Genomic DNA, 26,732 nt, shown 5'->3' with positions numbered 1-26,732 from the left:
ATTTCAATAAATATGCTCCATTTCCAAGTTCTCTGGCAAGAGGAATTTGATAAAGAATTTTACAAAGTGATTTTATCACCCACAACAATACACTTACTGTTACTGCCATGCCCAATCTCAGCTGTCTTTATGATAGGAATGGAGGCGGAATGGCTAATTTCCTTCACATACTCTTCTACTATCGGGAATTCATTAAAGTTCTCAAGTTCTGAAAACGACCCTAGAATCAATCCAGCACAAGCATCAAAATATTTCAATTGCTGGAGCTGAGCAAAAAAGGAGACTATTTTGTTAGCTCTGCCACTTAAACTCTCCAACAATAAAATTTTGTCCGAAGGATCCGGAAAATAGCTTGTCCCTGCCAGCTTCAAAAAGCAGCGAATATTCCCCCCGATTACTATCCCGCTCATCTGGTTACCACGAACCCAATGATACCGGAAATCGTAAAGATCGTTTTGACCCTCGAAGAATGTTCGATAAAAAGCCCTTTGCTGCTCCGCCCCATCAGAAGACACTAAATTCATCAACTGATAATGATAGGATTTCGAATTATTTTGCGTATATAAAGCGTTCAAAATAACTGACAAATCACTCATTCCGAAAAAGGGTTTGGGGGTCATTCGGATACTTTCATAGTCTATGTACTCTAAGATCTGATTGGCAGAATCCCCACCTGAAATATCGAATATCGCGCTAATTTCAGTATTTTTAAATAGTTGATTCAGCTCCACTGCTCTTTCCATGGGATTGCCGCTGAAATAACCCTCTTTTCTAAACAAAGTATTAGCCACCACTACATGGAGTCCAAATGAATGCAAAACTCTTTTTAATTCCTCTACTTTTGCTAGGTTTTCTACTCTCACACCATCTGAACAAGCAATCAGTCCTACTTTATTCCCGTGAGTAAATTTTAAGGTTGTGTTCATTTTAATAATCCTTTCGATTCTACTTTTTAGTTTAATCTCCTCAAATTTACGATCATATTTACACCATACCATATTTAGGGATTTGAATCATTTTCTTCTTGAAATTATGAAACCACAACATGGTAATATAAGTATAATAATGCAAGATCAAATACATTGGGGGTGTACTAATGCGTAAATCACCGTTGATATTAAGCATGATATTATTATCCCTGGCGTTAATTATGGGATGTAGTTCAGAAGTAGATGATGCTACTAAAGCCGCAGAGAAATATAAAAATATAGAATATACCGTCAAGGCTTCTGAGGATTTAATGTCTGATGAATCCATTCTTGCGCGAAATGAAGAGATGAAACCGTATTTTACAGAATACTTTTCCGAAAAGGCTATAGCGAACCGAATTACAACTATCCCATTTAAAATCGCTGATACACAAAAGCTTTCTTTAAAACCGGAAAACCTAAAATTCAACCTTTCCGAACAAAAAAAGGATATTGTCGAGTTAAAATATACGGTGGATCTTGTTTTATTGGATAAGGATGACAAAGAAAGTAAACGTGTACCTTTGGAAGGTATATTGACTCTCTTTGATGTGGACGGTAAATGGTTAGTTCAAGGGGATCGATTTGATACTGTAGCATTAATGAACTTGATTGATGGGTGAATTTGAATATCCTTCTTATCATAAAAAGCAGACTGCTCTAATGAGCAACCTGCTTTTTTGAATTACATTATTTTTTTGCTCATCCTATAATTGACCAACAGAACACCTTTTCGTTCTATACTTTGTTTCGCAATAAGCTGGTATCCCAGTCGTTCAAAAAAAGGTTTAGCAGTGATGCTTGCTTCGGCATCCATTTCATAAAGACCCTGTTCTTTTGCTTTCAATTCAAGCTTATTCGCCAATGCAGAGGCTACACCTTGCCCTTGGTAATCTTTGTGAACATATAATCGATCCAAATGTCCTTCTGCTGTCATATCAGAAAAGCCCACAATAATATTATTAATTTCGGCTACATAAGTGATATTTTGACGTAAAGAAGCTCTCCAAGTATTAAGCTTAAGTGCCTCTTCCTCTTTAGGTGCCCAAGCATCCAGCTGTTCCTGTGAGTAGTCTTGTTTGTTTACGGAATGAACTGTTTCGTAGAACAATGAGATAATTTGAATAAGATCCGATTCTCGGTAAGCTCTAATATTCATTTTGATCTCCTTGCTGGCGATTGTAGTAACAGAAGTCAATCTCAAAACTCCACTAGATCGATTTTCCGGCCAGATTCAGCACTTTCCAGCGCTCCGAACACCATTGCCATACTATACCGATTATCTCTACAATTCGTCTCTGCAGGACGTTGCTCTGCCAATGACAAGAACATCTCATCCAAACACCCTTGATGGAATGTTTTACTCATCTCAACGTTTTCACCATTTACACGCTTTACGTCACGAATGAACATATCACTCTGATCTCCTGCAGTAACTACCTCAGCATATGGCAGCTCATGACCATCCCAGATTGCGGTTCCTTTCTCCCCGTTAACCCGCCAAGAAGCTTCCCATGACGTGGATGCACCTTCTGCACACCAAGATCCCTGATAGGTAAATATTGAACCGTCGGACATCTCGAAAATGCACACTGCCGACGCATTCCCCTCATACCATGAGCCGGGAGGATTAAACTCCTGACAGTATACAGACACAGGGTTCGCGCCACTAATAAACCGGGCCTGGTCGAAGGTATGAATCGCCATATCCAGCAGCAACGGACTTTTCATAACATCACGGAACCCCCCGAAATGAGCCCCAAGGAAAAAGCTTGCACCGATAAATCCTGTTCTACCAATCGTTCCTGATTCTATGATTTTTCTTAAAGAGCGAATACGAGGATCATAACGGCGGTTCTGCATCACAGCATGAGCATTTCCAGTCCGTTCCGAGATCTCAACAATCTTATTACATTCCTCCATAGTCTCAGCTAACGGTTTCTCACTAAACACATTACACCCAAGTTCCAATGCAGTACTAGAAATATTGAAATGACTTCCGGGAACGGTAACGTCAAAGACGAGATTTGCTGCGGTCTCCTGAATCGCCTGCTTAATATCCGTAAACGTCAGACATGAAATCCCATGCTTCGCAGCCATCGCCTCAGCCGACTCCAACCTTATATCTACTAGAGCAACGATCTTAGTATCTGGACGCAATAAAGCGTATTCAATCCATGCATTAGCCATTCCTCCGCAACCTGCAACCGCTACACGGTACTGTGCTGTCATATTTCTCCCCCTGACTTATTAAAGCGGATTAGGCACAAAGCTGCCCCCGCGGCATTGTTTTAAATGATTCAAGGCATGTACTTGACCCGTCATTTCCAGTTCATCCCGATAGACAGGATCATGCCAACCTTCAATATCAATGGTGCCTTTATAACCAGCCTGACGCAAAATGGAGATAACATCCGTCCAGTTCGTATCACCAAAACCCGGAGTACGGTGCCATACATAAGGTTTCGGGCCGTGGATTCCATATTCTTTTACAATATCCCAAGCGATGGTGGCATCCTTGCCGTGTACATGGAAAATCTTATCTGTCCATTTGCGCAGCTGTGGAATCGGGTCAATTAACTGCACCATCTGATGGCAGGGCTCCCATTCGAGTCCCATATTGTCAGCAGGTACAGCGTTAAACATCTTTTCCCAGGCTATTGGATGATGAGCGATATTCCAGTCCCCTGAAGTCCAATTGCCATCCATGGAACAGTTCTCAAAAGCAATTCTTACTCCGCGATCTGCTGCTCTTTTTGTCAGCTCACCAAATACCTCGGCAAACTTCGGAATCGATTCATCAATGGATACTCCTGGTAGTCGTCCCGTGAATCCTGATACCATATCAGTACCAAATACATGAGCATGATCAATAAGCCGTTCCCAGCTCGCTAATGCATCGGAATTGTCACCCGTATTCGTCAAAGGATTGCCAAAGATGCCAACCGATGAAATCACAAAATCATGTTTTGCCGCAAGTTCTTGCACACGCTTACCAGTTTCCACAAGATCTGTTTCACCTGTAGTCTGCCAGAAGGTTAAGCTAAAAGATTCGAAGCCATGACCTACGATTTGCGGAATCACTCTAACAGCATCTCCGCCACCAACTAATGTACCTATACGCATTGTATCCTTCATCTTGTGTACCACTCCAATATTGGTTTATAGTAAGTTCTATAACCCGAGTATATACTGCATTTGAGCTTAAAACTCTTATTATATTGTGTTTATATAGTCGTATATTGTGGGAGTTGAATAAATATTGAGCTATCCTAATGATCTTAAAGAATACCCTCAGTTAGAAGGAAACACCTATCCGTTTCGATTGTTTTTTAATGAATGCAGACATGCGAAAATCGGCCAGAACATCCTTTTTCTACACTGGCATGAGCATTTCGAAATCATTATCATGCAAGCAGGCAGCGCCATTTTCCACATCGACAGCAAACCCTACGAACTGCATCCCGGAGAGGTTTTGTTTGTTCCTTCTGGAGGTTTGCACGTTGGGTATAGTCTGCGGGATGATCATGTCCGATTTATATCCGTCGTATTTCATAGTTCTTTATTTAAAGATTGGAAGCAAGATCCTCAACATGAACAATTCGTAGCTCCCTATTTGGAGAATCGATATCAGCTACCAGTTAAACCAGCAGCACTAGTTCCAACCTGTTCTACTTATTACTCTCTTCTGAACACTATCGTGGATGAAGTGCATCAGAAAGGTCCTGCATTTCAGCTGATCATCAAAAATCAACTTCATCTGCTTTTTGTTTTGCTCTCCCGTACCTTTTTACCTGAGCAGGTTTCTGGCAGAACAAATGAACGTCAATCCTCCAATCGTGAGCGTTTTAAGCCACTGCTGGAGTACATGGAGAACCATTTTGATGAGAAAATGACTATTGAAAGCGCCGCGAGATCCGTTAATCTAAATCCATACCATTTCTGCAAAACCTTTAAGAAGCTCACCGGCCGAACCTTCATCGATTATGTTAATCTTTGCCGCGTAAATGAAGCAGAACGACTGTTGCTGGAGACAGATTTTACTGTAACGGAGATTGCTGGACAAGTGGGCTGCGACAATCCTAATTATTTTACCAAGCTGTTTAAGCAATATAAAGGAACTACACCATCCGGTATTAGAAAATAATTCACACTGGAAAATAGGAGCATGTAAAATGAATTTAAAAGAAACGTTGATATGCATAAAAGAAAATGATTACCAAGCACCTCCCGATACCTTCCAGTTGGTACAAGAAATGATAAATAACATTGGTTCTTTAGATGCCCAACTACGGGATGAGCTAATTTATACAACCTTATCACATTGGATCCCAGGTAATTCTCTAACTACAAACGGACTGGAACAACTTATACCCGTTATCTTGGATAAAAACCATTTGCATTTTAAGCTTGGTGAAACCAATACAGACTCTGTCTTTACTAGATCCTTCTCTATGCTAGTCATCCCACTCCTCTTCATGAGGCATAAAGAATCACCATTTCTCTCAAGTGAGCAAATTCATCAGATAAAGGAGAAGGTATTTTGCAGTGTACAAAAAGAGCGGGATTACCGGGGGTATGAAGAAGAAAAAGGCTGGGCTCATGCCATAGCCCATGCAGCAGATACTTTAGATGAATTGGCTCAATGCTCCGAACTGGATGAAAATGACCTCATAACTATCCTCGATTTGGTTTACGAAAAGATGACCCTAACAGATCGAATATACTCCGATGGGGAAGATGAGCGAATGGTAAGATCCATAATGAGTGTTTTAGATAGAAAAATGCTTAGTCAGACTTATGTAGAGCAATGGATTCAAAGTTTTGGTGATGTGGAGAAAAATCCAGAATTTCTTCCTGCCTTTAAACAAAAAAATAATATAAAGAACTTTTTGAAAAGTTTATATTTTCGAGTTAAATATTACAAAGTACATGCCAATCTCTGTCCAACAATCGAGCATACATTATATAAAGTAGAAAAAGTATACTATTCCTAATTAAAAAAAGTGAGGGTTAGAGCACCCTCACTTTCCATCTACAGTTCAAATACGTGGAGCACTTGCTACCTGTTGACGGGTCTATTAGATTATTCAGTAATTGCTAGCTCCATCCTCCGCACACTCGCAAGCGCGGGAAAAGATTCCAGCACCATCCCTGTATTCCATAACTTAACCTGCTGTCCTACCTGTAAATCCTTAAAGCTGATGGTCTTTCCAGCTTCATTAAACATTTCAGATTTCGCATTGAATGTGAACCAGTAAGATGGATCTTCGTTACCAGGTTCAAGGATTAGAATCCGCTTCGCCTGTTTAGTATCGATATCAACGATTGTACCTACTACATGCGGATCACCTATTTCTGAAATATCATAGGTCAACATCTTTGGATCGATCCACTTTTCAATTTCAAGCTTAGCTGCTTCCGCATCATCTGACGGAATGGTTATAGTTACTTTATTACCAATCGTATCTACACCAGAGCCGTAGAGATTCAGCTTCTGGTATAGTTCTTGTTCATGCAACAATTCTTGAGCAGCTAATAACTCTTGCATCGTATATTTCACATCATGAAGTTCATAAGTACCTGCAGTGAAAGTCTGAGCAAGGCTTTGCTCAATCTCCGAGTTCAAACCTACAATATTAATATGAACCTTGTTATCTTGCAGATAAATATCTCCGTTAGGAATCTTCTGGGCTGATAAGAAAGTCTTAACCGCGCCTGGATCATCCATTGCGGGGTTCGTAGAAGCTAAAATTTGTGGTTCTGAACTAATTACAGGAGTTGGAACCGGCTCCTTATTCGCTTGTTGAGCCTCTGAACAGCCACTGATTAACAAAATAACAACGGGAATCCATATCCAACCAATAATTATCTTACGCATCCTATTAACACCTCCACTCTTCATCTTCTCAAACGAAGACCGGAAGTGATAGGTTGCAGATTCAGGAAGAATTCTCTAATCCAAAGTATAAGGAGCAAGACCGATTGGAAGTGCCGCAGGACGAGTGCAGGTGCTTTCCATTTCGTAGAATGAATGAGCATCAGAAGAATCATGGAAAGCCCACATTGCTTCTAATACGTGATAAGCCAGTTCTCCACTGGCACGATGCTCTCTACCCGTCCGAATGGCGTAAGCCATATCTGCTGGTCCAATCCCGCGGGTATTCTGATCATACCCTGACAACAACGGCTGTTCCGTCCACTCATTCTCACCCATAAGCCGGAGTTTCACGGGACCCCCAAAGTTATTCGGGTCTGGAACTTGAATCGTTCCTAGCGTTCCGTAGATTTCTATATGCGGCAGGTTGCTCCCGCCAAAGATATCAAAGCTTGTAATCAACGTTGCAATGGCACCATTTTCAAATCGTAAGGTTCCGGCTACGTGAGTTGGAATTTGAACAGGAATTTTATTCCCAAATTTCTTCTCGCTTGTAATCGTACGTTCTTCCAGCGCTTTCCCAGTCATTCCGCTAACCGTATGAATAGGACCCAACAGCTGCACCAAAGCCGTCAAATAGTAAGGACCCATATCGAACATTGGACCTCCACCAGCGGCATAATAAAATTCCGGATCTGGATGCCAATGCTCATGTCCACGGCCCAGCATAAACGAAGTAGCTGCAACAGGTTCGCCAATTACTCCTTCATCTATCAGCTTCAAAACCGTTTGAATTCCCGCTCCGAAGAATGTCTCCGGTGCACTGCCCACAAGTACTCCCTTTTCCCGCGCCGCAGTCAGAACTTTGCGTCCTTCTTCTCTCGTCACAGCTAGAGGTTTCTCAACGTATACATGTTTACCCGCTTCAATAGCTTTCAGGCATACTTCCGCATGAACAGCTGGGATCGTTAAGTTGATTACGATTTCTATCTCTGGATCATTCAGTAATTGTTCTGTGGTATAGACGTTTGGAATATTGTATTTATCCGCTTGTTCTTGTGCTCTCACCAAATCTAAATCTGCACATGCAACTAGATCAAGGATCTCGAACTTTTGACAGTTCTCCATATAGATACTACTGATTTTACCGCATCCAATAATACCAACTTTGACTTTATCCATTCGCTGATCGCTCCCAGAATTTATTGACTGTCTGCCATTCCACTATAGCTATTCCTAACCCCCGAAACATTGGATAATGCTTGCGCTTTACCTTCAGCTGCCCATATTAACCCTCTGCGCATCATTTCACGCACTTGCGGCTGATCTACAATGTCCGCATGATGCCCCAGTGAATTATAATAAACTCTGCCCAAGCCCCAACGTTTTGTCCAAGCTACTGGCATATCAACAGCCTTATTATACGAATGAGGCCCTTCAACTACTGGAAAACGAGTCGTAGCAAGCACTTCAACAGCTGGATCTACATGCAGATAATATTGCTCTGAGCAAACACTGAAATCTTCTAATCCTTCTACCAGAGGACTTGAGCTTTGACAAATCTCTACGGTATAGTTAACGCCGTCATTCCCAGGATGAGCTACCCATTGTCCACCCGTCATAAACTGCCAATCTACATTATTACGAAAAGAATCACACATCCCGCCATGGCAACCGGCAAGACCTGTTCCATGCTGTACAGCTGCTGAGACATGATTCACAAAATCCTGCTCGATTGTGCCCATTGTCCATACCGGCACGATCAAATCTAGTCCAAGAAGCTTATCTGCATCAGCAAAAGCCTCCAGTGTATTCGATACTTCAACTTCAAACTGTTCCTCTTGCAACATTTTAGCGAATATATCAGCGACCTGCTCAGGCTCATGACCATCCCAACCGCCCCATACAATCAATGCTTTTCTCATCTTCAGCACTCCTTCTAAGGTTAGATTACATCTCAGATAAATCGACCCACCGGCGTTCATCAATAGAGCGTTCTACAGCCTCTAACACCGCTTGGCATTTCACTCCATCATTGAAATTCGGTTCTGGCTGACGACCTTCTTCAATTGCGTTAGAAAGCTCCAGCATTTCGTGAATAAACGTATGTTCAAAACCAATCGTATGACCTGGTGGCCACCAAGCCTCTGCATACTCATGAGCAGGATCGGTCGCCAGCACACGACGAAAACCTTGTACATCCTCTGCATCCGAGGTCAAATAAACTTCTAATTCATTCATACGTTCGAAGTCGAATTTCACACTGCCAAGACTCCCATTGATCTCAAAAGAATTGGTAGAGCGATGACCCGCTGCGAATCTTGTAGCTTCAAAGCTGCCCAGAGCACCATTATCAAAACGGGCTAAAAATAAGGTGGCATCGTCAACGGTAACCTTACCCTTGGGTGCATCCTTATCTCCTTTAGCGCTTAAACCAGTCATTTCAGCGGCGAGCGGACGCTCTTTTATGAAGGTCTCGCTCATGCCGATTACTTCCTTCATATCACCTACTAAGAAATGAGCCAAATCTATGAGATGCGCCCCCAGATCTCCATGTGAACCTGAACCGGCGATATCCTTCTGCAGTCTCCATACTAAAGGGAAATCCGGATCTATTATCCAATCTTGTAGAAACCAAGCCCGAAAATGATAAATCTTTCCCAGCCGCCCACTCTCTATGAGCTTCTTAGCCAGTCGAACTGCCGGAGAAAAGCGATAATTAAAACCAACCATATGTGTAACTCCCGCGTCTTCAGCAGCTTGCAGCATTTCACGGGAATCCGCCAAGGTCAGCGCAAGTGGTTTTTCACAAAAAATATGTTTACCTGCTTTGGCTGCTGCCAAAGCTATCTCCTTATGCGCGTTGCTGGGAGCATTAATATCTATAAGATCAATATCCTCTCGAGCGATCAGATCCTTCCAGTCCGTAACACAATCCGCCCAGCCTAACTGCGATGCAGCTTCTCCAAGCGCTTCACTATTACGTCCACAGATTACAGACATTTCCGGTTTAAGCGCTTTCGGGAAAAACATAGGCAAACTGCGATAAGCATTACTGTGGGCTTTACCCATAAATTTATAACCGATCATTCCAATGCGAAGCTGTTTCATCTTATTCCTCCTAAGTGTTGATAGATTTAGATGAAGCTCGTATAACTAGTTCTGTCGGTAATTTGATCTGTACGGCTGGTACGGGTACTTCTGCCAGATTGTTTCCCAGCAATTCAATGATTTGGGCTGCGGCAAGTTCACCTAGTTCATAAAAGGGAACCCGCACACTGCTTAATGCAGGTGTGGTAAGCTCCGCAGCTTCCGAATCATCATAACCCACAATAGCTGGCAGGCGATCCCTTGGTATTCCTAGCTCCTGCAGCCCTTGCTGCAAACCTATGGCCATCCGATCATTAGCGGCCATAATCGCATCAATCTCATTCAGCAAAGGTAACATTTCTTTGGCAGCTATAATTCCGCTTTTCCGGCTAAAGTTACCTTCGAACAAAAGTGAAGAATCTACAGAAAGATTCACCTCTGCCAAAGCGCGGGTATACCCCGTTAAACGATCTCGGCTGTTGGAATAAGATTCTGGCCCATTTAGAAAAGCAATCCTCGTAAAACCTTGTTCCAGTAAGTGTTTAGCTGCTTGCCAGCTTCCTTCGACATGATCGGCATCCACCTCGTGAAAAGCTTCCCCAGCAAAATGCTGATTAATCAGACAAAAAGGATGGTCTTCTTCCTTCAAACGGCGGAGTGAGGCTAGCTCACCTGGCTCTTCTTTAGCGCCAAGCACAATGCAAGCATCGATCTTCCGCATCTTAAACAACTCGTTATAATCCATTGGCTCTTCGGCATTCCGAAACAGCATTAACAGATCATAACCCTCTTCTCGCGCCTTGCTCCCTATTCCACTTAATATTTCCGAAAAATAATAAGTGGAGAACAAGCGGGCTTTCGGCAAATAAGGCATCACTACACCCAAGTTCCCGCTCCGTCTACGAGCAAAGCTCTGAGCAAGTGAACTAGGGGTATAGCCTAGCTTCAGTGCAGCTGCCAACACACGTTCCTTCGTTTCTTCCTTAATCGGACCAACATTGTTTAACACGCGAGACACTGTGGCTTCTGAGACACCTGCAAGCTCGGCAACCTCTTTACGGCTGGCGATATAAATTCCTCCTTCTCATAGGTTATGAACAGTGACATTAAGCCTCGTTCAATTCGCTATTCGAAAACGCATTCATTTAATGTACGCGCGTACATTTTCTCATGAACAAGGCTCTTCGTCAACCCTAAGATTGGATAAATTTAAAAGACGTTCATATACACTAAGGAGAAGAACGTCTTTCTATTTCTTTTCAACTATCCGCGAGGTACTAGCATTAGGACACCAAGTAAAATGATAATCAGAAATAAGTAACTCTCAAATTTTTTAGCAGGAATACGTTTATTCACATATACCCCAAGCACCGTAGCTAAGAGAATTGCTGGAATAGAATATCCATAAAGAATAAGAGCATCCACCGTCCACAATCCCCCGATAGCATGACCCGTTACAACGAGTAAACCAGAAATAAGAAAATGAGCTTGCAACGTACCCCGAAAACGATCCGGATTCCATTGTCTTAAAGTACCATAGATCACGACAGGGACACCATTAAAGTTATAAGCACCGCCAAGGACACCCGAAGCGAATCCGAAAGGATACACCCAGCCTTTTGCCTTAAGCAAGGGATGATCGATCGTCTTAAATATTCTCTTCTTAATCACCGAATAAACTCCATAAACAATCAAAAATATACCAAGTCCAGTCATAATTACACTTGCAGGTGCTAAATAAAGCATGACTAGTCCTACAGGAATTCCTATCACTGTTGAGAGTGCTAGTCGAATCAAAATAGGTCGTTCTATATGCCGCCACCCACTCACAACTGTAAGTGAGGCAACCGTGAGGCCTGCCAATCCAATCAAAGAAACTGAGGTATGTATAGGAATCGGGAGCAGTGCAAGCAGTGGCATGCTCACAATCGCTTCACCAAAACCAAACACGGTTCTCATTAAGGCACCTATAAATACTGCTACTACGACTAGTGTAATTATTGTAACGCTCAATCGTATAATCCTCCTCCTAATCTCATCCATCCGTAATTGTGCATAAAGTCCTCACATTTCCAGAACATCTGAATACATTCCTTATTTCCACTCTTCTAATTATAACATATTAATTATACTAAAACAGATATTAATAGAGGATCAACATGCAATTTAACGTCTCTTAAATCCTCTATAATGCCGCCAAAACTATAAGATAATGGAGATATACATATGTTTAACGAAAATCCTTTAAAATCGATTACAGTGGGCCTGTGTGTAGTTCCTGTTTTCTGAAAAACTAGCTGAAGTACTAAACAAAAAAACTGATCCCCCTTAACTTTGATGAGGTATCAGTTTCTTATTTTTTGACGTATTTATTTAGGTGTTATCTTTCAGCCACACCTGCACATGCTTTAGAAATTTTTTGGTGACGGGAGAAGCATATTTCATAGAGTGGACAGCAATTCCTAACGATCTGAAACTACGTTCCTCCAATTCTAGCATAGCCACATTATAATTTTGCCGGGTCAAGACAAGCTCTGGCAAAATACTAATGCCAAGGCCTTTCTCCACCATCGACATAATGGCATAGTCATCACCTGCTGAGAATTTAACATTAGGTTTAATACCCGCCTTATCCAGCACACGTCTAACATCATAATCCGAGCCTGCTTTCGGGATAATGAAATCCTCCTTAGCAATTTGCGATAAGGAAAGAAAGGGTTCTGCACTAAGCGGATTCTCTTTAGATACAATCCCTAACATCCGGTCTTTTTTTAAAGGAATTACGTCAAACTTCTCACGTGTAGGCAGTGAAATAAAACCGCAGTCGATCACTCCAGCCTCTATCCATTGCTCAACCTCCAAATAACCGCCTTCCATCAGCTTGATTTCTATATATGGGTATTCACTGCGAAATTGCTTAATCATCCCTGGCAGCCAATGCACAGACACACTGGTGAACGTACCGATGGTGATCGTGCCAATCTCTAGCCCGTGGATGTCCGCTACCTCCTGCTTCAATTTCTCGTTCCATTTCAAGATTTCACGGATAGGCTGCAGAACTTGTTCCCCGTTTACCGTCAATTTCACACCGGATCTATTTCTAATTAATAACGCGAACCCAAACTCCATTTCCAAGCTGCTAATGGTGTGACTAATTCCGGATTGCGTAAAACCCAGCATTTCTGCTGCTTTTGTTAAGCTGCCTAGCTCTACAACTTTCAGAAAAATCTCATATTTATTAATGCTCAACCTCTGTTCCCACCCTTATAAATTACATAAGTTTTACTCATGTATCCTATGATAAACATTCAGTTACCTTATGTATAGAGCCGTATTATACTATATTGAGTTGAAAATGAAGAAGGATGGATGAAGAGATGAAACCGCTCAAAGCTGAGCTGCTGCTGTTAGTTGTAACATTATTTTGGGGCTCCTCTTACATATTTATGAAAATGGGGTTAGGTACGTTAGGCGAATTCAATCTGATTGCACTCCGCTTCGGACTTGCTTTTATATTAGCCGCTATGATATTCCACAAACGATTAAGACGAGTAGACATGAGAACATTAAAATATGGTGCTCTCCTCGGATTCCTCCTGCTAGGCGTATTCACATGTATAACCTTCGGACTTCAAACAACCACCACCTCAAACGCAGGATTTTTAGTTGCATTGACGGTTATTTTTGTACCGATCTTGGATCGAGTTATTTTCAAAAAAAGAGTTGCACCTCCGCAAGTGTTCGGCTCCATCCTCGCCATAGCCGGGATTGGACTTCTTACCTTAAATGCAACTTTAACTATTCAACCGGGTGACTTTCTGTGTATCCTTTCGGCAGTGTTCTATGCGGTACAGATCTTATTTACAGGCAAGGCGGTAAAAGAATGTGATTCCCTGAATATTGGAATCTTGCAGTTAGGATTTGCCGGAGGGTTGGCCTTAGTGTTGTCCGCAATCTTCGAGACACCTTCGCTCCCCTCTACTTTGCCAGGTTGGGCAGCAATTCTAGCGCTTGGTATCCTATGCAGTGCCTGTGGTTTCATCCTGCAACCTATTGCTCAAAAATATACTTCACCAACCCGCACCGGACTAATCTTCTCCCTTGAGCCGGTCTTCGCTGCGATGTTTGGTTATTGGTTCGCTGCTGAGAAGTTATCGATGCAAGGCTATGCTGGCGCAGCGCTTGTTCTGCTGGGAATCGTGGCTTCTGAGCTGCTTGGTAAAGCAAGTCTCCCCGCATCGTGGGCTCAGAAGAAACCAGAGCATTTATAACAATAAAGGCGTCGTTCAACTATACAAGCTGAACGACGCCTTTTCTATATTATCTATGTTTTTGGGTTCAATTAATGCCCCATCATCATCGCCGCATCTGCCTTCTGTCCCTCTCCAGAGGAAGGATCTCCAGTGGAAAGCTTAGGCTTGCGCAAAATAATACTCATCAATACACCTACCACACCTATGCAGCCAGACAGGAAGAACACATCATCAAAACCACTAACTGCGGCTGTCAAAGGATTACTTCCCACTTTCAGTGCTCCCATGTGAACAGCGATCTGACTAGTCAGGTAACCTGTCATTCCAGCTATAGCAAATGAAACAACGACTTGTTGAGCAGCAGCAGTAAGTGAAGTTACACTTCCCACCCATTCACGTGGAGCAGCATTCAAAACATGAGTATTCAAAGGCATCATCGTTAGACCCATCCCAAAGCCTAAGAAACCGAGGTATGTCATAATTAACGATAAATTTGTTGTAACACTAATTCCGGATAACAGGAACAAGGTGACCGTAATGATACTAAGCCCAACAAACGCCAGTGGACGAGCCCCGATCTTATCAAACAACCTGCCGCCAATCGGCATTCCGATTGCTGAAGCTAAAGCCTGCGGAAGTAGAATCAGGCCGGTCTCCAGCGGGGTATAGCTTCGAATCTGCTGCAGGTAAAGGGGCACAAATAACATGGACCCAAACAAAGCAGCTTGCATAACCCAAGTTAAAATAATACCCCGAGTGAAATCCGACGAACGGAAAACTCGCAGTTGTAAAAGCGGATTTTTGTGAAGCAGCTCCACAATGACAAGAAGGATCAATGCAACCCCTCCAACAGATAAGCCAACAATAGCGGGAGTAGACGACCAGCTTGTTCCACCGCCTTCATTCACCCCATAAGCCAACATAGAGAAGGCAATTGGGGCAAGGATAATGCCTAGGATATCGAGTTTGCCTTTGCTCTTTTGTTCAGACTTCGGCAAATATTTAACACCAAGAATAATACCAACAATTCCAATAGGTACATTAATCAGAAAGATCCAGTGCCAGCTTACGTACTCCACCAGCCAACCGGATAAGACTGGACCGAGTGCCGGTGCTAAGAGCATTGGAATACCAAGCATCCCCATAATAGAACCTCGACGTTCTACTGGAGCTAATTTAAAAACCATCGCCATCCCAATGGGAGCAACCATCCCCCCGCCAAGACCTTGAATGACTCGAAAAATAATGAGCTGAGATGAACTTTGTGCAACCGAACATAACATAGAGCCAAGAATAAACATCGTAAGAGTTGCCAGAAAAACTTGTTTCGATCCAAAACGATCGGTCATCCAGCCCGCGAGTGGGATTACAGCCGCTAAAGCTAAAGTATAACCCGTAATCGCCCACTGAATCGTTTTGAGATCGGAAGCAAAATAATCAACCAGCTTGGGAACGGCCACATTCACAACAGTACCATCCAGAATAACCATAATCATACCGACAATAATAGCAAGAAGCGGGGGGATGATTGCTTTTAACGAAAAGGGTTGCTCTTCTGCAGAACTCATTCCAGTCATTGTTTTTGTCATCCAGTACTCCACTCATTTCTCTAATTTAATTAAATGCTTTATTGATTATTTCAAATTTTAATTTACATTCGATGAATCTGGAAGTCAACAAATAAAACCATTTTTTACATTAAAAACACATCGGGTTTACGATACCCTTCAGAAATTATCTGGGAAAGTATATTAGAACAGCAAAAAGACTATGCATAATCCCCTAAAATCTTCTCGCTTGGGAAATGTGCATAGTCATCATGGAATCATTTTCCGATTAGAGCGTCTCTCTTAATTCTATAATTTTGCCCGATGTGTTCAAAATAATTTCAAGTGGAATCTCTGTCTCTGCAAAATCCAATACACAGCGGATAGAAAATTGATCCTCGTTATAGCTACTTTTTGTAGATTTAATCCCATGATAATTCCCGGCTTTTATCGTAATTTGCTTCCAGTCTTCCAGTAATCCATTTGAGCTTGGCTTATTTACGACCACATCATAATGATATCGCTCCGATAATTCATTATATTTACCGCCGACCAGTAACCCCGCTATAACACTCGCTGTCACTTCAGGGGTATACACTTCAACTTGATTGGACTCCCCATCATATGAGGTTACTAAACCAATTGTCTTAAAAAAGGAGATTGGAACATAGATATGATCCTGTCTGAATTCGAAATCATCTTTAAAAACCAACTCTTGTGCATTATTGATGCTAACTAAATGTTCGTTAAGCTTCCATCTAATTATTTCATTTATCCTTGTTAGTGTTATAGTTTCTGAACTTTTTTGATATGTTGTTGTATATTTCAGTGCATTGGAAGCCTCTCTGAGCGGAATCATGACCGTGGAACCCTTATTGTAGGCTGAATGGGGATCAGTTTCCAGTAGTTTACCATTCAAAATCACGCTAACCTGGCCGGAGTCTGCCCATACTGTTGGAGCGGCAAATCCACCAAATCCATTAGTTAAAAACAGAACACCTAACACAACAACCGCTGCCATTTTGATCATCGCTCGAAACCTCCCTTTAGTTATTACAAGTATTATGTGCGTTTCCAGCATGTGCTAATCCAAAGGATAATCAAGCCAAGAAAAAAAAGAAGCCGTTCAACATTATGTTGAGCCACTTCTTTAGAAATGATTATTCCACCTTGAAGTCAAAATACTGCTTAGGAAAAGGTTCTTTTATCAGCGTAAAATGCCACCATTCCTTACTATAAGGTTTAAAGCCTTGCTTCACCATAACCTCTTTGAGAATTGCGCGATTTGCTTTCTGAGTCTTGGTGATTAACGATGTATCATAAAAAGAGATCTCTCCGAAAAAATCAAACGGGCTGCCCATATCTACATCTACACCGGTCTCTTTATTGACGATCGTTAAATCGATGGTACTGCCACGGGAATGTCCTGATTTTTTCGCTATAAATCCGAGTTTGAATAAATTACGTTTATCCAGTAGCGGGTAATATTGCTGCTTCATCTTAGTATCCGCGGAATTCTGTGACCATCTTACAAAATGATTCACCGCGGTCTGCGGACGATAAGCATCATAGATTTTTAGGATATATCCTTTTTTGGCTAAATCCTCACTTACTGCCTTCAAGGCTGTAGCTGCAGTCTGTGAAAAGATCGCTAAAGGCGCTTTATAACCATCAATCCGCTTCCCTACAAAATTATTGTCCCCGTAATAACGAATCTCAAATTGAGCAGTAGGAATCACTTCATCCAAATAGACAAATCCTTGCGGCAGACTGTTTTTCTTCTCCAGCTGCATTTGCTGCAGTACATTGTCTGTAGATGATCCAACGTAAGCTGCATCTGCGCTGCCCATAAAAATAGTGTTTATCCATAACAACAGCACAAATGCGAAAACTATGATTTTTGTTCCTCTAAATCCGCTTCTCAATAGATCCCGCCTTTTCATTTCGAATTAACCGTTTGATTCAGAAATTTCTCCACTTCAGGTGTGAGTTTATTATTCGTGGAATCAAGTAACTGCAGTAGTTTTTCTAAAATCATTAGGATTCTGGTGTCGCTTTTGTTTCCTTTTAATGCATTCTCATACGCCTTCTTTACTTCAGGTTTGATTACTTGCTCATCATAGTCATAAGCTGGTGTGTTGCTTGATCCATATAATAAGCGTGAAGTTGCATTGAGCAGCTCTTTTTGAAGAACGGTTGACCGATTGGAAGCTGGGTATTTCGTCACAAAATCCTCCAGTGCAAGCGCCCTGTTCGTTAACTCTGTCCAACTAATCACAATAGCTGCATCAAAAACACTTGGTTGATTCGATTCAGTGGCCATGATGTCTATATAAGCAGCGATGTCCTTCGTGACATACGGCTTAAAGCTTTTGAACCCCTCATAATGCATCACTGGATAGTACATGCCCTCACTAGTCTCCAGCTTATACCCCTTATCCCGTCCTTCAATTAACATATTGCGTACATTGGGATCTTTGATCGCATTAAGGAGTGTGCTGTAGGTTAGATTTTTGCTTTTGGAAAAAGCATTATTTATCTCTTTCTGAACATTCTCCGGAAAAACCTTCTCAGAGTACACAGGTAAATATGCCTTCTGTGCATTTTCGAGCTGGAGTGTCATCTGAGTTGCTGTCCAGGTATCCACTTCTTTGATATGGTTAATCAAATAATTCCGTGCGTTAGCAAGAGATGCCGGTTTCTGTACATATTGTTGGAATTGGTTATAGACTTTTGCAGATTCTTTCACAGTTGCGGCAGCTACAGTATCAGTTGTATGTATACTCCCAAACCCTCCCATAGAGCCTAGGGCAAAGGCAATACTTAACAAGCCTGTTTTTTTCCATCCCATTAAAAGACCTCCCTTAAGTATTCATACTTAATAATTAGACATACGAGAGGATCCTGAATCTAACTCAGTACAGTATTATCCTGGACGGCTCCAATGTCCTTCCTACGATAAATGCCCATCAAAAGTCCAATAGCCGCATATTCAAACCACACATGACTCCCATAGCTCAGGAAAGGGAACGGGATAGAAGTCAACATCATTCCGCCGCTCAAAACAGCAAGACCATAGGTTAGTCTTATGGCTAGTAAAAATGCCAAACCCAACACTAAAGCTTGTCCATAGGGCTCACGAATCGCTCGTATCGTAGATAGAAGCTTGATAAAGAACCAGGAGATAACTGCAAGCAAAAGCAGCGCCCCCGCCCAACCAAAACAATGAATAAGATAGACAGGCAACATATCTGAGTAAACATACGGCAGCTTTTGTTCTACTGCTCCGAATCCGTGCCCCCACCAACCCGCTGAGCTAATAACTTCACGCATTACTTGATATATATAGCCATAACCTTCTGGATCTAAAGATGGATTTATTGCACTAATAATTCTGACCATCAGGTAGTCGCTATTGAAGATGAACATTAGTCCAACTATTACAAAGAACCCTAATAATACTACACTCTTTATCCAATCGCGAGTAATCCATACATATAATAGTAGTGAAGAGATTAGATACACTACAAGCTCTGGAAGAGAGTTTAAAGAGATAAGAAGCCATGCAGGTGCTAACAGAAGGCTTATGTCGAACAACCCACTTCGCCAAGTTTTCTTTTTAGCCAATTCCTTACGATTCACTAAAATCCCTGCTAACGCGACTATCAAAACATAAGGACGATAGGATGTCATATCAGGTAAGATCAAAAAAATCCTAGGACCATAATTTACTCCATTTATTGTTATCCCCCAGAATATACTCGACAGAATTCCTGCTATTGATGTTCCGTATAATACCCACGAGAAACTTCTCAGCTTTCTGAAATCAATGAAATACAATCCAAACATCAATACAATTCCAATAAGTATATTTATCGCTTGGCGTCTAAACGCATTATCCAAAAAAGCACCTTTAACAATATCACTGTAGCCTACATCCACAGAACTCATTCCGATCAGACTGATCGCGGATAATATAGCTACAACGCCAAACAATCCCCAAGGTACATGTGGTTTATGTATTAGATGAAGTTCCTTTCCTAACGTTTGCGGATTCCCCATTTGTGCGATCGCCCAAGCTATGGCTTCTTCCCGTGATACACCGTCTGATTCTTTTTCACAAATTAAATCTTCTAGATGACTAGCTAATTCTTGACGTATCTCTGGGTGAGTTTTTTTCGCTTTAATCTCTGCACACACTTCATCCAAAAATTGCTGTTGCCTCTCTTTCATCATACACCACCCTCTCCCAGAACGGAGTCAACTGCACCTTTAAACATAACCCATTCTGCTTTTTTCTCCTTGAGTTTCTCTTTACCTTCATCCAGAATTCTATAGTACTTACGCTTCCTTCCCTCTACCTCCATCCAGTAAGCCTCTACCCAGCGCTCACTTTCCATCGCATGCAGAATTGGATACAAGGTTCCTTCTTTTAATGAAAAAACACCCTGTGATCTCAGCTCCAGCTCTTTGATTAACTCATAACCATATAATGGCTTCTCCTGTAAAAGAGTCAGAATTAATGTACCCGTACTGCCCTTCAGCATCTCTTTACTTACTTTCAACGGCTAACACCTCCTAAATTCTAACTTTACAATTGGCGTGGGACCGGATTCCGCTCATTCTACGGGATTTATACCGTTGATCTGCTTCCTCGGTCCGGATCCGGCTCATTCTACGGGATTTATACCGTTGATTTGCTTCGTCGAGCCGGATTCGGTTCATTCTACGGGATATATACCGTTGATTTGCTTCGTCGAGCCGGATTCAGCTCATTCTACGGGATTTATACCGTTGATCTGCTTCATCGGTCCGGATACGGCTTATTCTACGGGATTTATACCGTTGATTTACTTCGTCGAGCCGGATCCGGCTCATTCTACGGGATTTATACCGTTGATTTGCTTCGTCGAGCCGGATTCGGTTCATTCTACGGGATATATACCGTTGATTTGCTTCGTCGAGCCGGATTCAGCTCATTCTACGGGATTTATACCGTTGATCTGCTTCATCGGTCCGGATACGGCTTATTCTACGGGATTTATACCGTTGATTTACTTCGTCGAGCCGGATTCGGCTCATTCTACGGGATATATACCGTTGATTTGCTTTCTCGAGCCGGATTCGGCTCATTCTACGGGATTTATACCGTTGATTTGCTACCTCGGACCGGAATCGGCTCATTCTACGGGATATATACCGTTGATTTTCTTCGTCGGACCGGATACGGCTTATTCTACGGGATTTATACCGTTGATTTACTTCATCGAGCCGGATTCGGCTCATTCTACGGGATATATACCGTTGATTTGCTTCGTCGAGCCGGATTCGGTTCATTCTACGGGATTTATACCGTTGATTTGCTTCGTCGGACCGGATTCGGCTCATTCTACGGGATTTATACCGTTGATTTGCTTCGTCGAGCCGGATTCGGCTCATTCTACGGGATTTATACCGTTGATTTGCTTCCTCGGACCGGATTCAGCTCATTCTACGGGATTTATACCGTTGGTTTGCTTCATCGAGCCGGATTCGGCTCATTCTACGGGATATATACCGTTGATTTGCTTTTTCTTCCCATGACTAATATCTGTATATCATGAATATTAGTTATCCTTTTATGCCTAGGACAACTATACATCGTAAATCTATGCATGTAAAGTTTCTATTAAGAATCCCTTATTCTCTCCTCATTCATGTATAATAATGGTAATACAAGCAGGATGTTGAGGAATCAACGATGAGAAAAACAACAATAACAATCTTGAGTTTTACCGTTCTATTCATATTTGTTTTCGTTGGATATATGCTCCGTAACAATTCGATGAACTATTATGAGACGTGGAAGATAAATTGGGGCATATCGATCTCTAAACCTACAGAGTCAAAGGTGATATTTGAAAGTCCACCTAGTTTCCATGGGGATGGCGAAAGCTATTACGTATTAGATTATGACGAAAAGCAATTCAAAGAAATCAAAGATGCAGCATTTTGGCATCCCCTCAATGTTGAATCCATTGACCCCTTAAAAGAGAGAATATCAAGTTTCAAAGACTCTGTGATTGCCATTTATCCAAATGAAAAAGAAAAATACGAAAAATTATTTTGGGCTAACCCTATAAAACTCGAAGAAAGAGGATTCTATTACTATAAGAAAAAAGATGATGGTAGCTACTGTATCGTGATCCTTAACGTGGAGTTACAACGAGTATATATGATGGAATGGACACAATGAAAATTTAATAAGTGAGAATTAAATGACGATCGCTCCCCGGTATTCTGCCAGGGAGCGATCGTCGTTTTTTCGGGATGTCTCTTAATTATTATAATCCTCATATTTGTAGTCCTCATTCTACCGCCACTGCATTTATATTCTAGGGAAATGAATACATAAAAAAACAACTCCAAGTATCCGTCCAATATATATTGACTCAATATATAAAGGTCTGATATATTGTGATAACGATATACAAATATTTAGAAACTTAAAGGAGGCCCTATTTTGAACAGTCAGGATGTTATTTTAGGCATGCTTATGAAAAAATCGTTGACTGGATACGAAATAAAGCAGTTATTGGAGGAAATATTCTCTAATTTCTATAGTTCTAGTTATGGAACGATTTACCCTACACTTGCTCGCATGGAAAAGGAGGGTCTGATTACTAAGGAAAACATACCTCAGGAAGGTAAGCCTAATAAAAATCTTTTAAACATCACGGATAAAGGAAGAGATAGTTTTAATGCCTATTTACTAGCCCCACTAGAGGCTGACAGTATTAAGAAATCTGATTTTATGATGAGGCTTTATTTTGGTGAATTTGTCGGGTATGAGAAGGTGATTATTTGGTTGAAGCAAGCTCAAGAGGAATCACAACATAAGTTAGATCAATTACTCGCTCAGTATTCGCTTTATAAAGATGAAATGCATCCAGCACAGATCATCTGCATTCAAATTGGCATAGAAGAATATAAGGCTAAACTAACAACCATTGCTGAGGGATTGTTAAACATGGAGAAGTTAGTACTTACGAAGTGAGTTTTAATACGAACCAGGTTAAGATGTACCGCTCATAAAACTTTTAGGAGGAATTGTAGATGAAAACAATTTTTATAACGGGTGCTTCGTCTGGTATCGGTAGAACTACAGCAAAACATTTTGCTGAAAGAGGATGGAATGTGGTAGCCACGATGCGTTCACCTGAACAAGAAAGTGAATTCACTACACTCGATAATGTGTTGGTGTTACGGCTCGATGTTGAGAAAGCAGACACGATTCAACCTGCGTTAGAGGAGGCGATCAAACGATTCGGTAAAATTGACGTTCTTCTCAATAATGCTGGTTATGGAACAATGGGACTTATAGAAGTAGCTACAGATGAGCAGATCAGAAGACAGTTTGAAGTCAACGTTTTTGGTCTTATCAGTATGACTAAAGCCATGCTGCCACATTTTAGAGCTAACCAAGATGGTTTGCTGATCAATATCTCTTCTATGGGTGGGAAAGTAACCTTTCCTACAATGTCTCTGTATCATTCAACGAAATTTGCCGTAGAAGGTTTTTCTGAATCCGTATCTTATGAATTAGCATCACAAAACATCAAAGTAAAGTTAATTGAACCTGGTGCCATTCAGACAGACTTTGGTGGTAGATCGATGGAGTTCTTTTTTAATGAAGCATTAACGGAATATAAACCTTTTACTACTGCATTTTTGGGTAAATTGGGTGAGATGGAAAAACAACCTGCGTATGCTTCGCCTCCAGAACTTGTTGCGGAAACAATATATCAAGCCGCCACAGATGGGACAAGTCAATTCCGATATGTTGTTGGTGAAGATGCAAAAATGCTCATTCAAATGAAAGAAAATACGGCCGAAGAAGAATATCTGACTAATATATCCCAGCATTTTTCTTAAAAAGAAAGCTTTAAGTGGAGTCGCTTTTCGGTATTCTACCGAGGAGTGGTCCTCTTTCTTATTGCGAACAAAAAAATCCCCTTCGATCAACAGTGTTAAGTCCATGAGATCATGAACTTTTTTTCACTGTCAATCCTAAGGGGATTTTACAAACTAACCTATTCGCACACCTTTTCTTGCGTCAAATTTATTTATTAATGCATCGGGGTATTCATTTTATGATTAACAACTACTCTTTTTATGAAGAAAGCAAGAATTAGTCCTACAATCGCCATACTCATTCCGAAAATAAAAGCATTTTGTACACCGTTCGTGAACGCAGGTAACATATTAGCTGGATCTGCTGGGTTCTCCACAGTTTTCATGTAGCTTTTTGAACCCGCGGTCATAATGCTGACTGCTAATGCAGTACCAATGGCACCAGCAACCTGCTGCAGTGTATTCATAATAGCTGTACCATCTGGATAAAGTTCTAGTGGCAACTGGTTAATACCATTCGTCTGTGCCGGCATAAATACCATTGAAATACCAATCATAAGCGTACTGTGAAGTACGATTACGAACACAACCGTAGAAGCTACAGTAATACTGGAGAAGAACCACAAGGCTACTGCTGCAATAATCAGACCTGGAATCACGAGCCATTTCGGACCGTATTTATCAAACATACGACCCATAATTGGGGACATCAATCCGTTTATAATTCCACCTGGAAGCAGCAACAGACCCGCTTTGAAAGCTGTATAACCTTGTCCTTGTTGAAGGTACATCGGAAGAATCAACATGGAGGACAGAATAACCATCATACAAATAAATACCATAGCTACACCAATAGCGAACATTGGATATTTAAAAGCACGCAGATTAATCATTGGCTCCTTCATCTTCATTTGACGAAGCCCAAACAATAACAGTGCTACTACACCTACGATGATTGCAATGATCACTTTCGGACTTCCCCAGCCCGCTTCTTCACCGGCGCTGCTGAAACCAAACACAATACCGCCAAACCCGAGTGAAGATAACACAATGGAGAGGATATCAATCTTCGGTTTCGTCACCTTTGTTACATTCTGCATGAACAGAATCCCGAATATCAATGCAATCACTAAGAATGGCAATGACAACCAGAAGATCCAGTGCCAGCTGAGGCTTTCAATTAGCAGTCCAGCAATGGTAGGCCCAATCGCCGGAGCAACCATGATAACCAGACCGATCATCCCCATTGCTGCCCCACGTTTTTCAGGAGCAATGATGATAAGGATTGTATTAAACATCAGTGGTAACAGAAGCGCTGTTCCCATAGCTTGAACCACTCTTGCTGTAAGTAAGAACTCAAAGTTAGGTGATACTGCCGCTAGGAATGTTCCTAGGATTGAAAAACATAAAGCCGCTATAAACAGCTGTCTCGTCGAAAACCATTGAAGCAGCATCCCCGAAATTGGTACTAATATACCCAGTGTAAGCAGATAAGCTGTTGTCAACCATTGTGCTGTTGCTGGGGTAATTTGTAGGACATTCATAAGATCGCTTAAGGCAACATTTAATGCCGTTTCACTGAACATTCCGATAAAACCTGCTAATAATAAAGAGACAAGAATTGGAATAGTCTTAAACTTCTTGACCTCTTTTTGTTGATTCCCTTGCATAGTTGCTTCCACCCTTAATCCTCCTGATAATCTTATCTATTTGTCTGTATCTAACCAAGTATTACTGGGATAAACTTTGCCGCCGCGAGAAGCGGTTGTTCCTCCCGAAAAGTCAGCGTCTGGAGAAGCGCCCCTTCAAATAAAGAGATTACCACTGAAGCCTTATCGGCCGCGGGCTTGTTCTCTACGCCCTCATCCAAAAGACGTTTCTTGATCACATCCTGCAAGTCCATAAACACAGATTTACATGCAGTCCGCAGCTCCTCACTAATACAGGATGTCTCCGCCGCCAACCAAAAACTAAACGGAACAATCCCTTCGTATGAGGATTCCACAGCATCTTTAGCCATTCCTAGAATGAAATCCTCCATTGCCTCAGACGCACTCTTGCTGTTCTCCATATGATGTCTAAGCTTCTGAGCGACAACTTCACTAGTCCGGTTAATACATGTCAAAGCCAGTTCTTCTTTACCGTGAGGAAAGTAGTAATAAAGAGACCCCTTCGGTGAATCGCTGTCTTTAATAATCTGATTCAGTCCTGTTGCATGATATCCCTGAGAAAAAAACAATTTCGAAGCTGTGTCCAAAATCGCCTCACGCGTATTCGGCTTGTTCGACAAGCTGACACTTCCTTTGCATTATAACAATTGGTCTACATAATAAAACCATATTTCAAAGAGATATGTCAACACATAAATTACTTAAATTCAAAGTAATTTTGGTGGAAGATCGTGGGGGTTGGGTTGGGTTGGTTGGGTTAGCTCCATCCTCCCTATCGGACTCAGATGCAGCTATTTGCGCTAAAACATGCTTTTGGGCTCATTTTCGGACCTCACCGTCGCTATTCCCCTCAAACCGGACTGTTTTCATCCCATTTTGTGCACATAGCTGCAATGGAGTCCGATAATTACTCAAAAGGTTACTTTTCCAGCATATAAGGACTCTGGGGTCCGATAGCTCCTAACTTCGTACATCCTTCTACTTCACATTTACTTCTCATCGAGCTATTAGCTTCATTAGGTCGCACACTTGCCTCACACTATTTCCGCGTATGCATTTGTCCGTGTACTCCCTTGCTTCACACTTACTCACACACTTTTGTTTTCCCTGTACTACACTTGCTCTCAAGCTAACATTCCTATCGGACTCAGATGCAGCTATTTGCGCTAAATCATGTCTTTTCACAATTTTCCGGACCTCACCGTCGCTATTCCCCTCAAACCGGACTGCTTTCATCCCTTTTTGTGCTCATAGCTGCATTGGGGTCCGTTAATCTTTCAAAAGGTTACTTTTCCAGCAAATAAGGACTCTGGGGTCCGATGGAGTGAAGGAGATGAAGTGAAGCAGATGCGGTGAACGAGAGAAGTCCCAATGTGCTGTGGAGAGGAGGTGAGGACGTAATGTGCTGGGTGGGTGGATGATATTAATGTCCA

At 41.7% G+C, this 26,732-nt stretch carries 27 protein-coding genes; 8 read left to right on the top strand and 19 right to left on the bottom strand.

Features of this window, described 5'->3' with window-relative positions:
* Positions 1–59: 59 nt before the first annotated feature.
* A complete protein-coding gene (locus NST25_RS13755; protein WP_076217938.1) occupies positions 60–926 on the bottom strand; it encodes a S66 peptidase family protein in 867 nt (288 codons plus the stop codon).
* 170 nt (positions 927–1,096) lie between these two features.
* Between NST25_RS13755 and NST25_RS13750 the strand changes: the two genes are divergently transcribed.
* A complete protein-coding gene (locus NST25_RS13750; protein ID WP_280752851.1) occupies positions 1,097–1,591 on the top strand; it encodes a hypothetical protein in 495 nt (164 codons plus the stop codon).
* A gap of 62 nt (positions 1,592–1,653) precedes the next feature.
* On the opposite strand, the gene NST25_RS13745 is transcribed toward NST25_RS13750, so the two are convergent.
* Genes NST25_RS13745 through NST25_RS13735 form a run of 3 tightly spaced genes read right to left on the bottom strand, consistent with a single transcriptional unit; the run spans position 1,654 to position 4,106 of the window.
* On the bottom strand, positions 1,654–2,127 hold the full coding sequence (locus NST25_RS13745) for a GNAT family N-acetyltransferase (protein ID WP_248548186.1): 474 nt from the start codon (positions 2,125–2,127) through the stop codon (positions 1,654–1,656).
* Positions 2,128–2,168: 41 nt separating this feature from the next.
* Complete coding sequence (locus NST25_RS13740) at positions 2,169–3,200, bottom strand: Gfo/Idh/MocA family oxidoreductase (RefSeq protein WP_340394209.1); 1,032 nt, start codon at positions 3,198–3,200, stop codon at positions 2,169–2,171.
* 18 nt (positions 3,201–3,218) lie between these two features.
* Positions 3,219–4,106 (bottom strand): sugar phosphate isomerase/epimerase family protein, encoded by an 888-nt coding sequence (locus NST25_RS13735; RefSeq protein ID WP_076217922.1) that lies wholly within the window; start codon positions 4,104–4,106, stop codon positions 3,219–3,221.
* A gap of 124 nt (positions 4,107–4,230) precedes the next feature.
* Between NST25_RS13735 and NST25_RS13730 the strand changes: the two genes are divergently transcribed.
* The gene (locus NST25_RS13730) at positions 4,231–5,115 is read left to right on the top strand and encodes an AraC family transcriptional regulator (RefSeq protein WP_340394208.1); all 885 of its coding nucleotides are present in this window, start codon (positions 4,231–4,233) and stop codon (positions 5,113–5,115) included.
* A gap of 28 nt (positions 5,116–5,143) precedes the next feature.
* Entirely contained in the window at positions 5,144–5,965 is an 822-nt protein-coding gene (locus NST25_RS13725) for a DUF2785 domain-containing protein (RefSeq protein ID WP_339190885.1), read from the top strand.
* 89 nt (positions 5,966–6,054) lie between these two features.
* On the opposite strand, the gene NST25_RS13720 is transcribed toward NST25_RS13725, so the two are convergent.
* The 7 genes from NST25_RS13720 to NST25_RS13690 all read right to left on the bottom strand — a co-directional run bounded on the left by NST25_RS13720 (position 6,055) and on the right by NST25_RS13690 (position 13,185).
* Entirely contained in the window at positions 6,055–6,849 is a 795-nt protein-coding gene (locus NST25_RS13720) for a hypothetical protein (protein ID WP_339190882.1), read from the bottom strand.
* Between the two features lie 75 nt (positions 6,850–6,924).
* The gene (locus tag NST25_RS13715) at positions 6,925–8,028 is read right to left on the bottom strand and encodes a Gfo/Idh/MocA family oxidoreductase (protein ID WP_076185988.1); all 1,104 of its coding nucleotides are present in this window, start codon (positions 8,026–8,028) and stop codon (positions 6,925–6,927) included.
* A 20-nt stretch (positions 8,029–8,048) separates the two neighbouring features.
* Positions 8,049–8,771 carry a ThuA domain-containing protein gene (locus NST25_RS13710; protein WP_076185990.1) on the bottom strand — a complete coding sequence of 241 codons (723 nt, stop codon included), beginning with the start codon at positions 8,769–8,771 and terminating at the stop codon, positions 8,049–8,051.
* A 25-nt stretch (positions 8,772–8,796) separates the two neighbouring features.
* Positions 8,797–9,957, bottom strand: a complete 1,161-nt coding sequence (locus tag NST25_RS13705) for a Gfo/Idh/MocA family oxidoreductase (RefSeq protein WP_076185992.1) — start codon at positions 9,955–9,957, stop codon at positions 8,797–8,799.
* Positions 9,958–9,967: 10 nt separating this feature from the next.
* Positions 9,968–11,011, bottom strand: a complete 1,044-nt coding sequence (locus NST25_RS13700) for a LacI family DNA-binding transcriptional regulator (RefSeq protein WP_339191195.1) — start codon at positions 11,009–11,011, stop codon at positions 9,968–9,970.
* 188 nt (positions 11,012–11,199) lie between these two features.
* On the bottom strand, positions 11,200–11,949 hold the full coding sequence (locus tag NST25_RS13695; protein WP_339190881.1) for a sulfite exporter TauE/SafE family protein: 750 nt from the start codon (positions 11,947–11,949) through the stop codon (positions 11,200–11,202).
* A 360-nt stretch (positions 11,950–12,309) separates the two neighbouring features.
* On the bottom strand, positions 12,310–13,185 hold the full coding sequence (locus NST25_RS13690) for a LysR family transcriptional regulator (protein ID WP_076185996.1): 876 nt from the start codon (positions 13,183–13,185) through the stop codon (positions 12,310–12,312).
* Positions 13,186–13,313: 128 nt separating this feature from the next.
* On the opposite strand from NST25_RS13690, the gene NST25_RS13685 reads away from it, so the two are divergent.
* Positions 13,314–14,207: a DMT family transporter gene (locus NST25_RS13685; protein WP_076129293.1), complete on the top strand. Its 894-nt coding sequence runs from the start codon at positions 13,314–13,316 to the stop codon at positions 14,205–14,207.
* A gap of 71 nt (positions 14,208–14,278) precedes the next feature.
* On the opposite strand, the gene NST25_RS13680 is transcribed toward NST25_RS13685, so the two are convergent.
* The 6 genes from NST25_RS13680 to NST25_RS13655 form a co-directional block, all read right to left on the bottom strand.
* Positions 14,279–15,778, bottom strand: coding sequence for a DHA2 family efflux MFS transporter permease subunit (locus NST25_RS13680; protein ID WP_340394207.1), 1,500 nt, complete (start codon positions 15,776–15,778; stop codon positions 14,279–14,281).
* Positions 15,779–16,025: 247 nt separating this feature from the next.
* A complete protein-coding gene (locus NST25_RS13675) occupies positions 16,026–16,766 on the bottom strand; it encodes a stalk domain-containing protein (protein ID WP_340394206.1) in 741 nt (246 codons plus the stop codon).
* 130 nt (positions 16,767–16,896) lie between these two features.
* Positions 16,897–17,661, bottom strand: a complete 765-nt coding sequence (locus NST25_RS13670) for a M15 family metallopeptidase (RefSeq protein WP_340394205.1) — start codon at positions 17,659–17,661, stop codon at positions 16,897–16,899.
* 14 nt (positions 17,662–17,675) lie between these two features.
* Positions 17,676–18,587 carry a hypothetical protein gene (locus tag NST25_RS13665; protein WP_076306756.1) on the bottom strand — a complete coding sequence of 304 codons (912 nt, stop codon included), beginning with the start codon at positions 18,585–18,587 and terminating at the stop codon, positions 17,676–17,678.
* A 59-nt stretch (positions 18,588–18,646) separates the two neighbouring features.
* Complete coding sequence (locus tag NST25_RS13660) at positions 18,647–19,972, bottom strand: FtsW/RodA/SpoVE family cell cycle protein (RefSeq protein ID WP_340394204.1); 1,326 nt, start codon at positions 19,970–19,972, stop codon at positions 18,647–18,649.
* The gene (locus NST25_RS13655) at positions 19,969–20,301 is read right to left on the bottom strand and encodes a PadR family transcriptional regulator (RefSeq protein WP_076186012.1); all 333 of its coding nucleotides are present in this window, start codon (positions 20,299–20,301) and stop codon (positions 19,969–19,971) included. Before NST25_RS13655 ends, NST25_RS13660 begins: the two co-directional genes overlap by 4 nt.
* A gap of 132 nt (positions 20,302–20,433) precedes the next feature.
* Here NST25_RS13655 and NST25_RS13650 point away from each other — a divergent pair, with 132 nt between their 5' ends.
* The 4 genes from NST25_RS13650 to NST25_RS13635 all read left to right on the top strand — a co-directional run bounded on the left by NST25_RS13650 (position 20,434) and on the right by NST25_RS13635 (position 23,650).
* A complete protein-coding gene (locus NST25_RS13650) occupies positions 20,434–21,339 on the top strand; it encodes a hypothetical protein (protein WP_340394203.1) in 906 nt (301 codons plus the stop codon).
* 137 nt (positions 21,340–21,476) lie between these two features.
* Positions 21,477–21,971 carry a hypothetical protein gene (locus tag NST25_RS13645; RefSeq protein WP_340394202.1) on the top strand — a complete coding sequence of 165 codons (495 nt, stop codon included), beginning with the start codon at positions 21,477–21,479 and terminating at the stop codon, positions 21,969–21,971.
* A gap of 267 nt (positions 21,972–22,238) precedes the next feature.
* Positions 22,239–22,772, top strand: a complete 534-nt coding sequence (locus NST25_RS13640) for a PadR family transcriptional regulator (protein ID WP_081388325.1) — start codon at positions 22,239–22,241, stop codon at positions 22,770–22,772.
* 59 nt (positions 22,773–22,831) lie between these two features.
* On the top strand, positions 22,832–23,650 hold the full coding sequence (locus NST25_RS13635; RefSeq protein ID WP_076186022.1) for an SDR family oxidoreductase: 819 nt from the start codon (positions 22,832–22,834) through the stop codon (positions 23,648–23,650).
* Between the two features lie 194 nt (positions 23,651–23,844).
* Here the strand turns inward: NST25_RS13635 and NST25_RS13630 are convergent, their stop codons facing one another.
* Positions 23,845–25,299: a DHA2 family efflux MFS transporter permease subunit gene (locus tag NST25_RS13630; RefSeq protein WP_076130929.1), complete on the bottom strand. Its 1,455-nt coding sequence runs from the start codon at positions 25,297–25,299 to the stop codon at positions 23,845–23,847.
* A gap of 50 nt (positions 25,300–25,349) precedes the next feature.
* The gene (locus tag NST25_RS13625; protein WP_076186025.1) at positions 25,350–25,919 is read right to left on the bottom strand and encodes a TetR/AcrR family transcriptional regulator; all 570 of its coding nucleotides are present in this window, start codon (positions 25,917–25,919) and stop codon (positions 25,350–25,352) included.
* Positions 25,920–26,732 lie beyond the last annotated feature (813 nt).

Origin of the sequence: Paenibacillus sp. FSL E2-0190 (assembly GCF_037992965.1) — a bacterium.
Lineage (GTDB): Bacteria > Bacillota > Bacilli > Paenibacillales > Paenibacillaceae > Paenibacillus_AQ > Paenibacillus_AQ odorifer.
The sequence above is the reverse complement of the archived record's forward strand: the minus strand, read 5'-3'. Positions and strand labels throughout refer to the sequence as shown.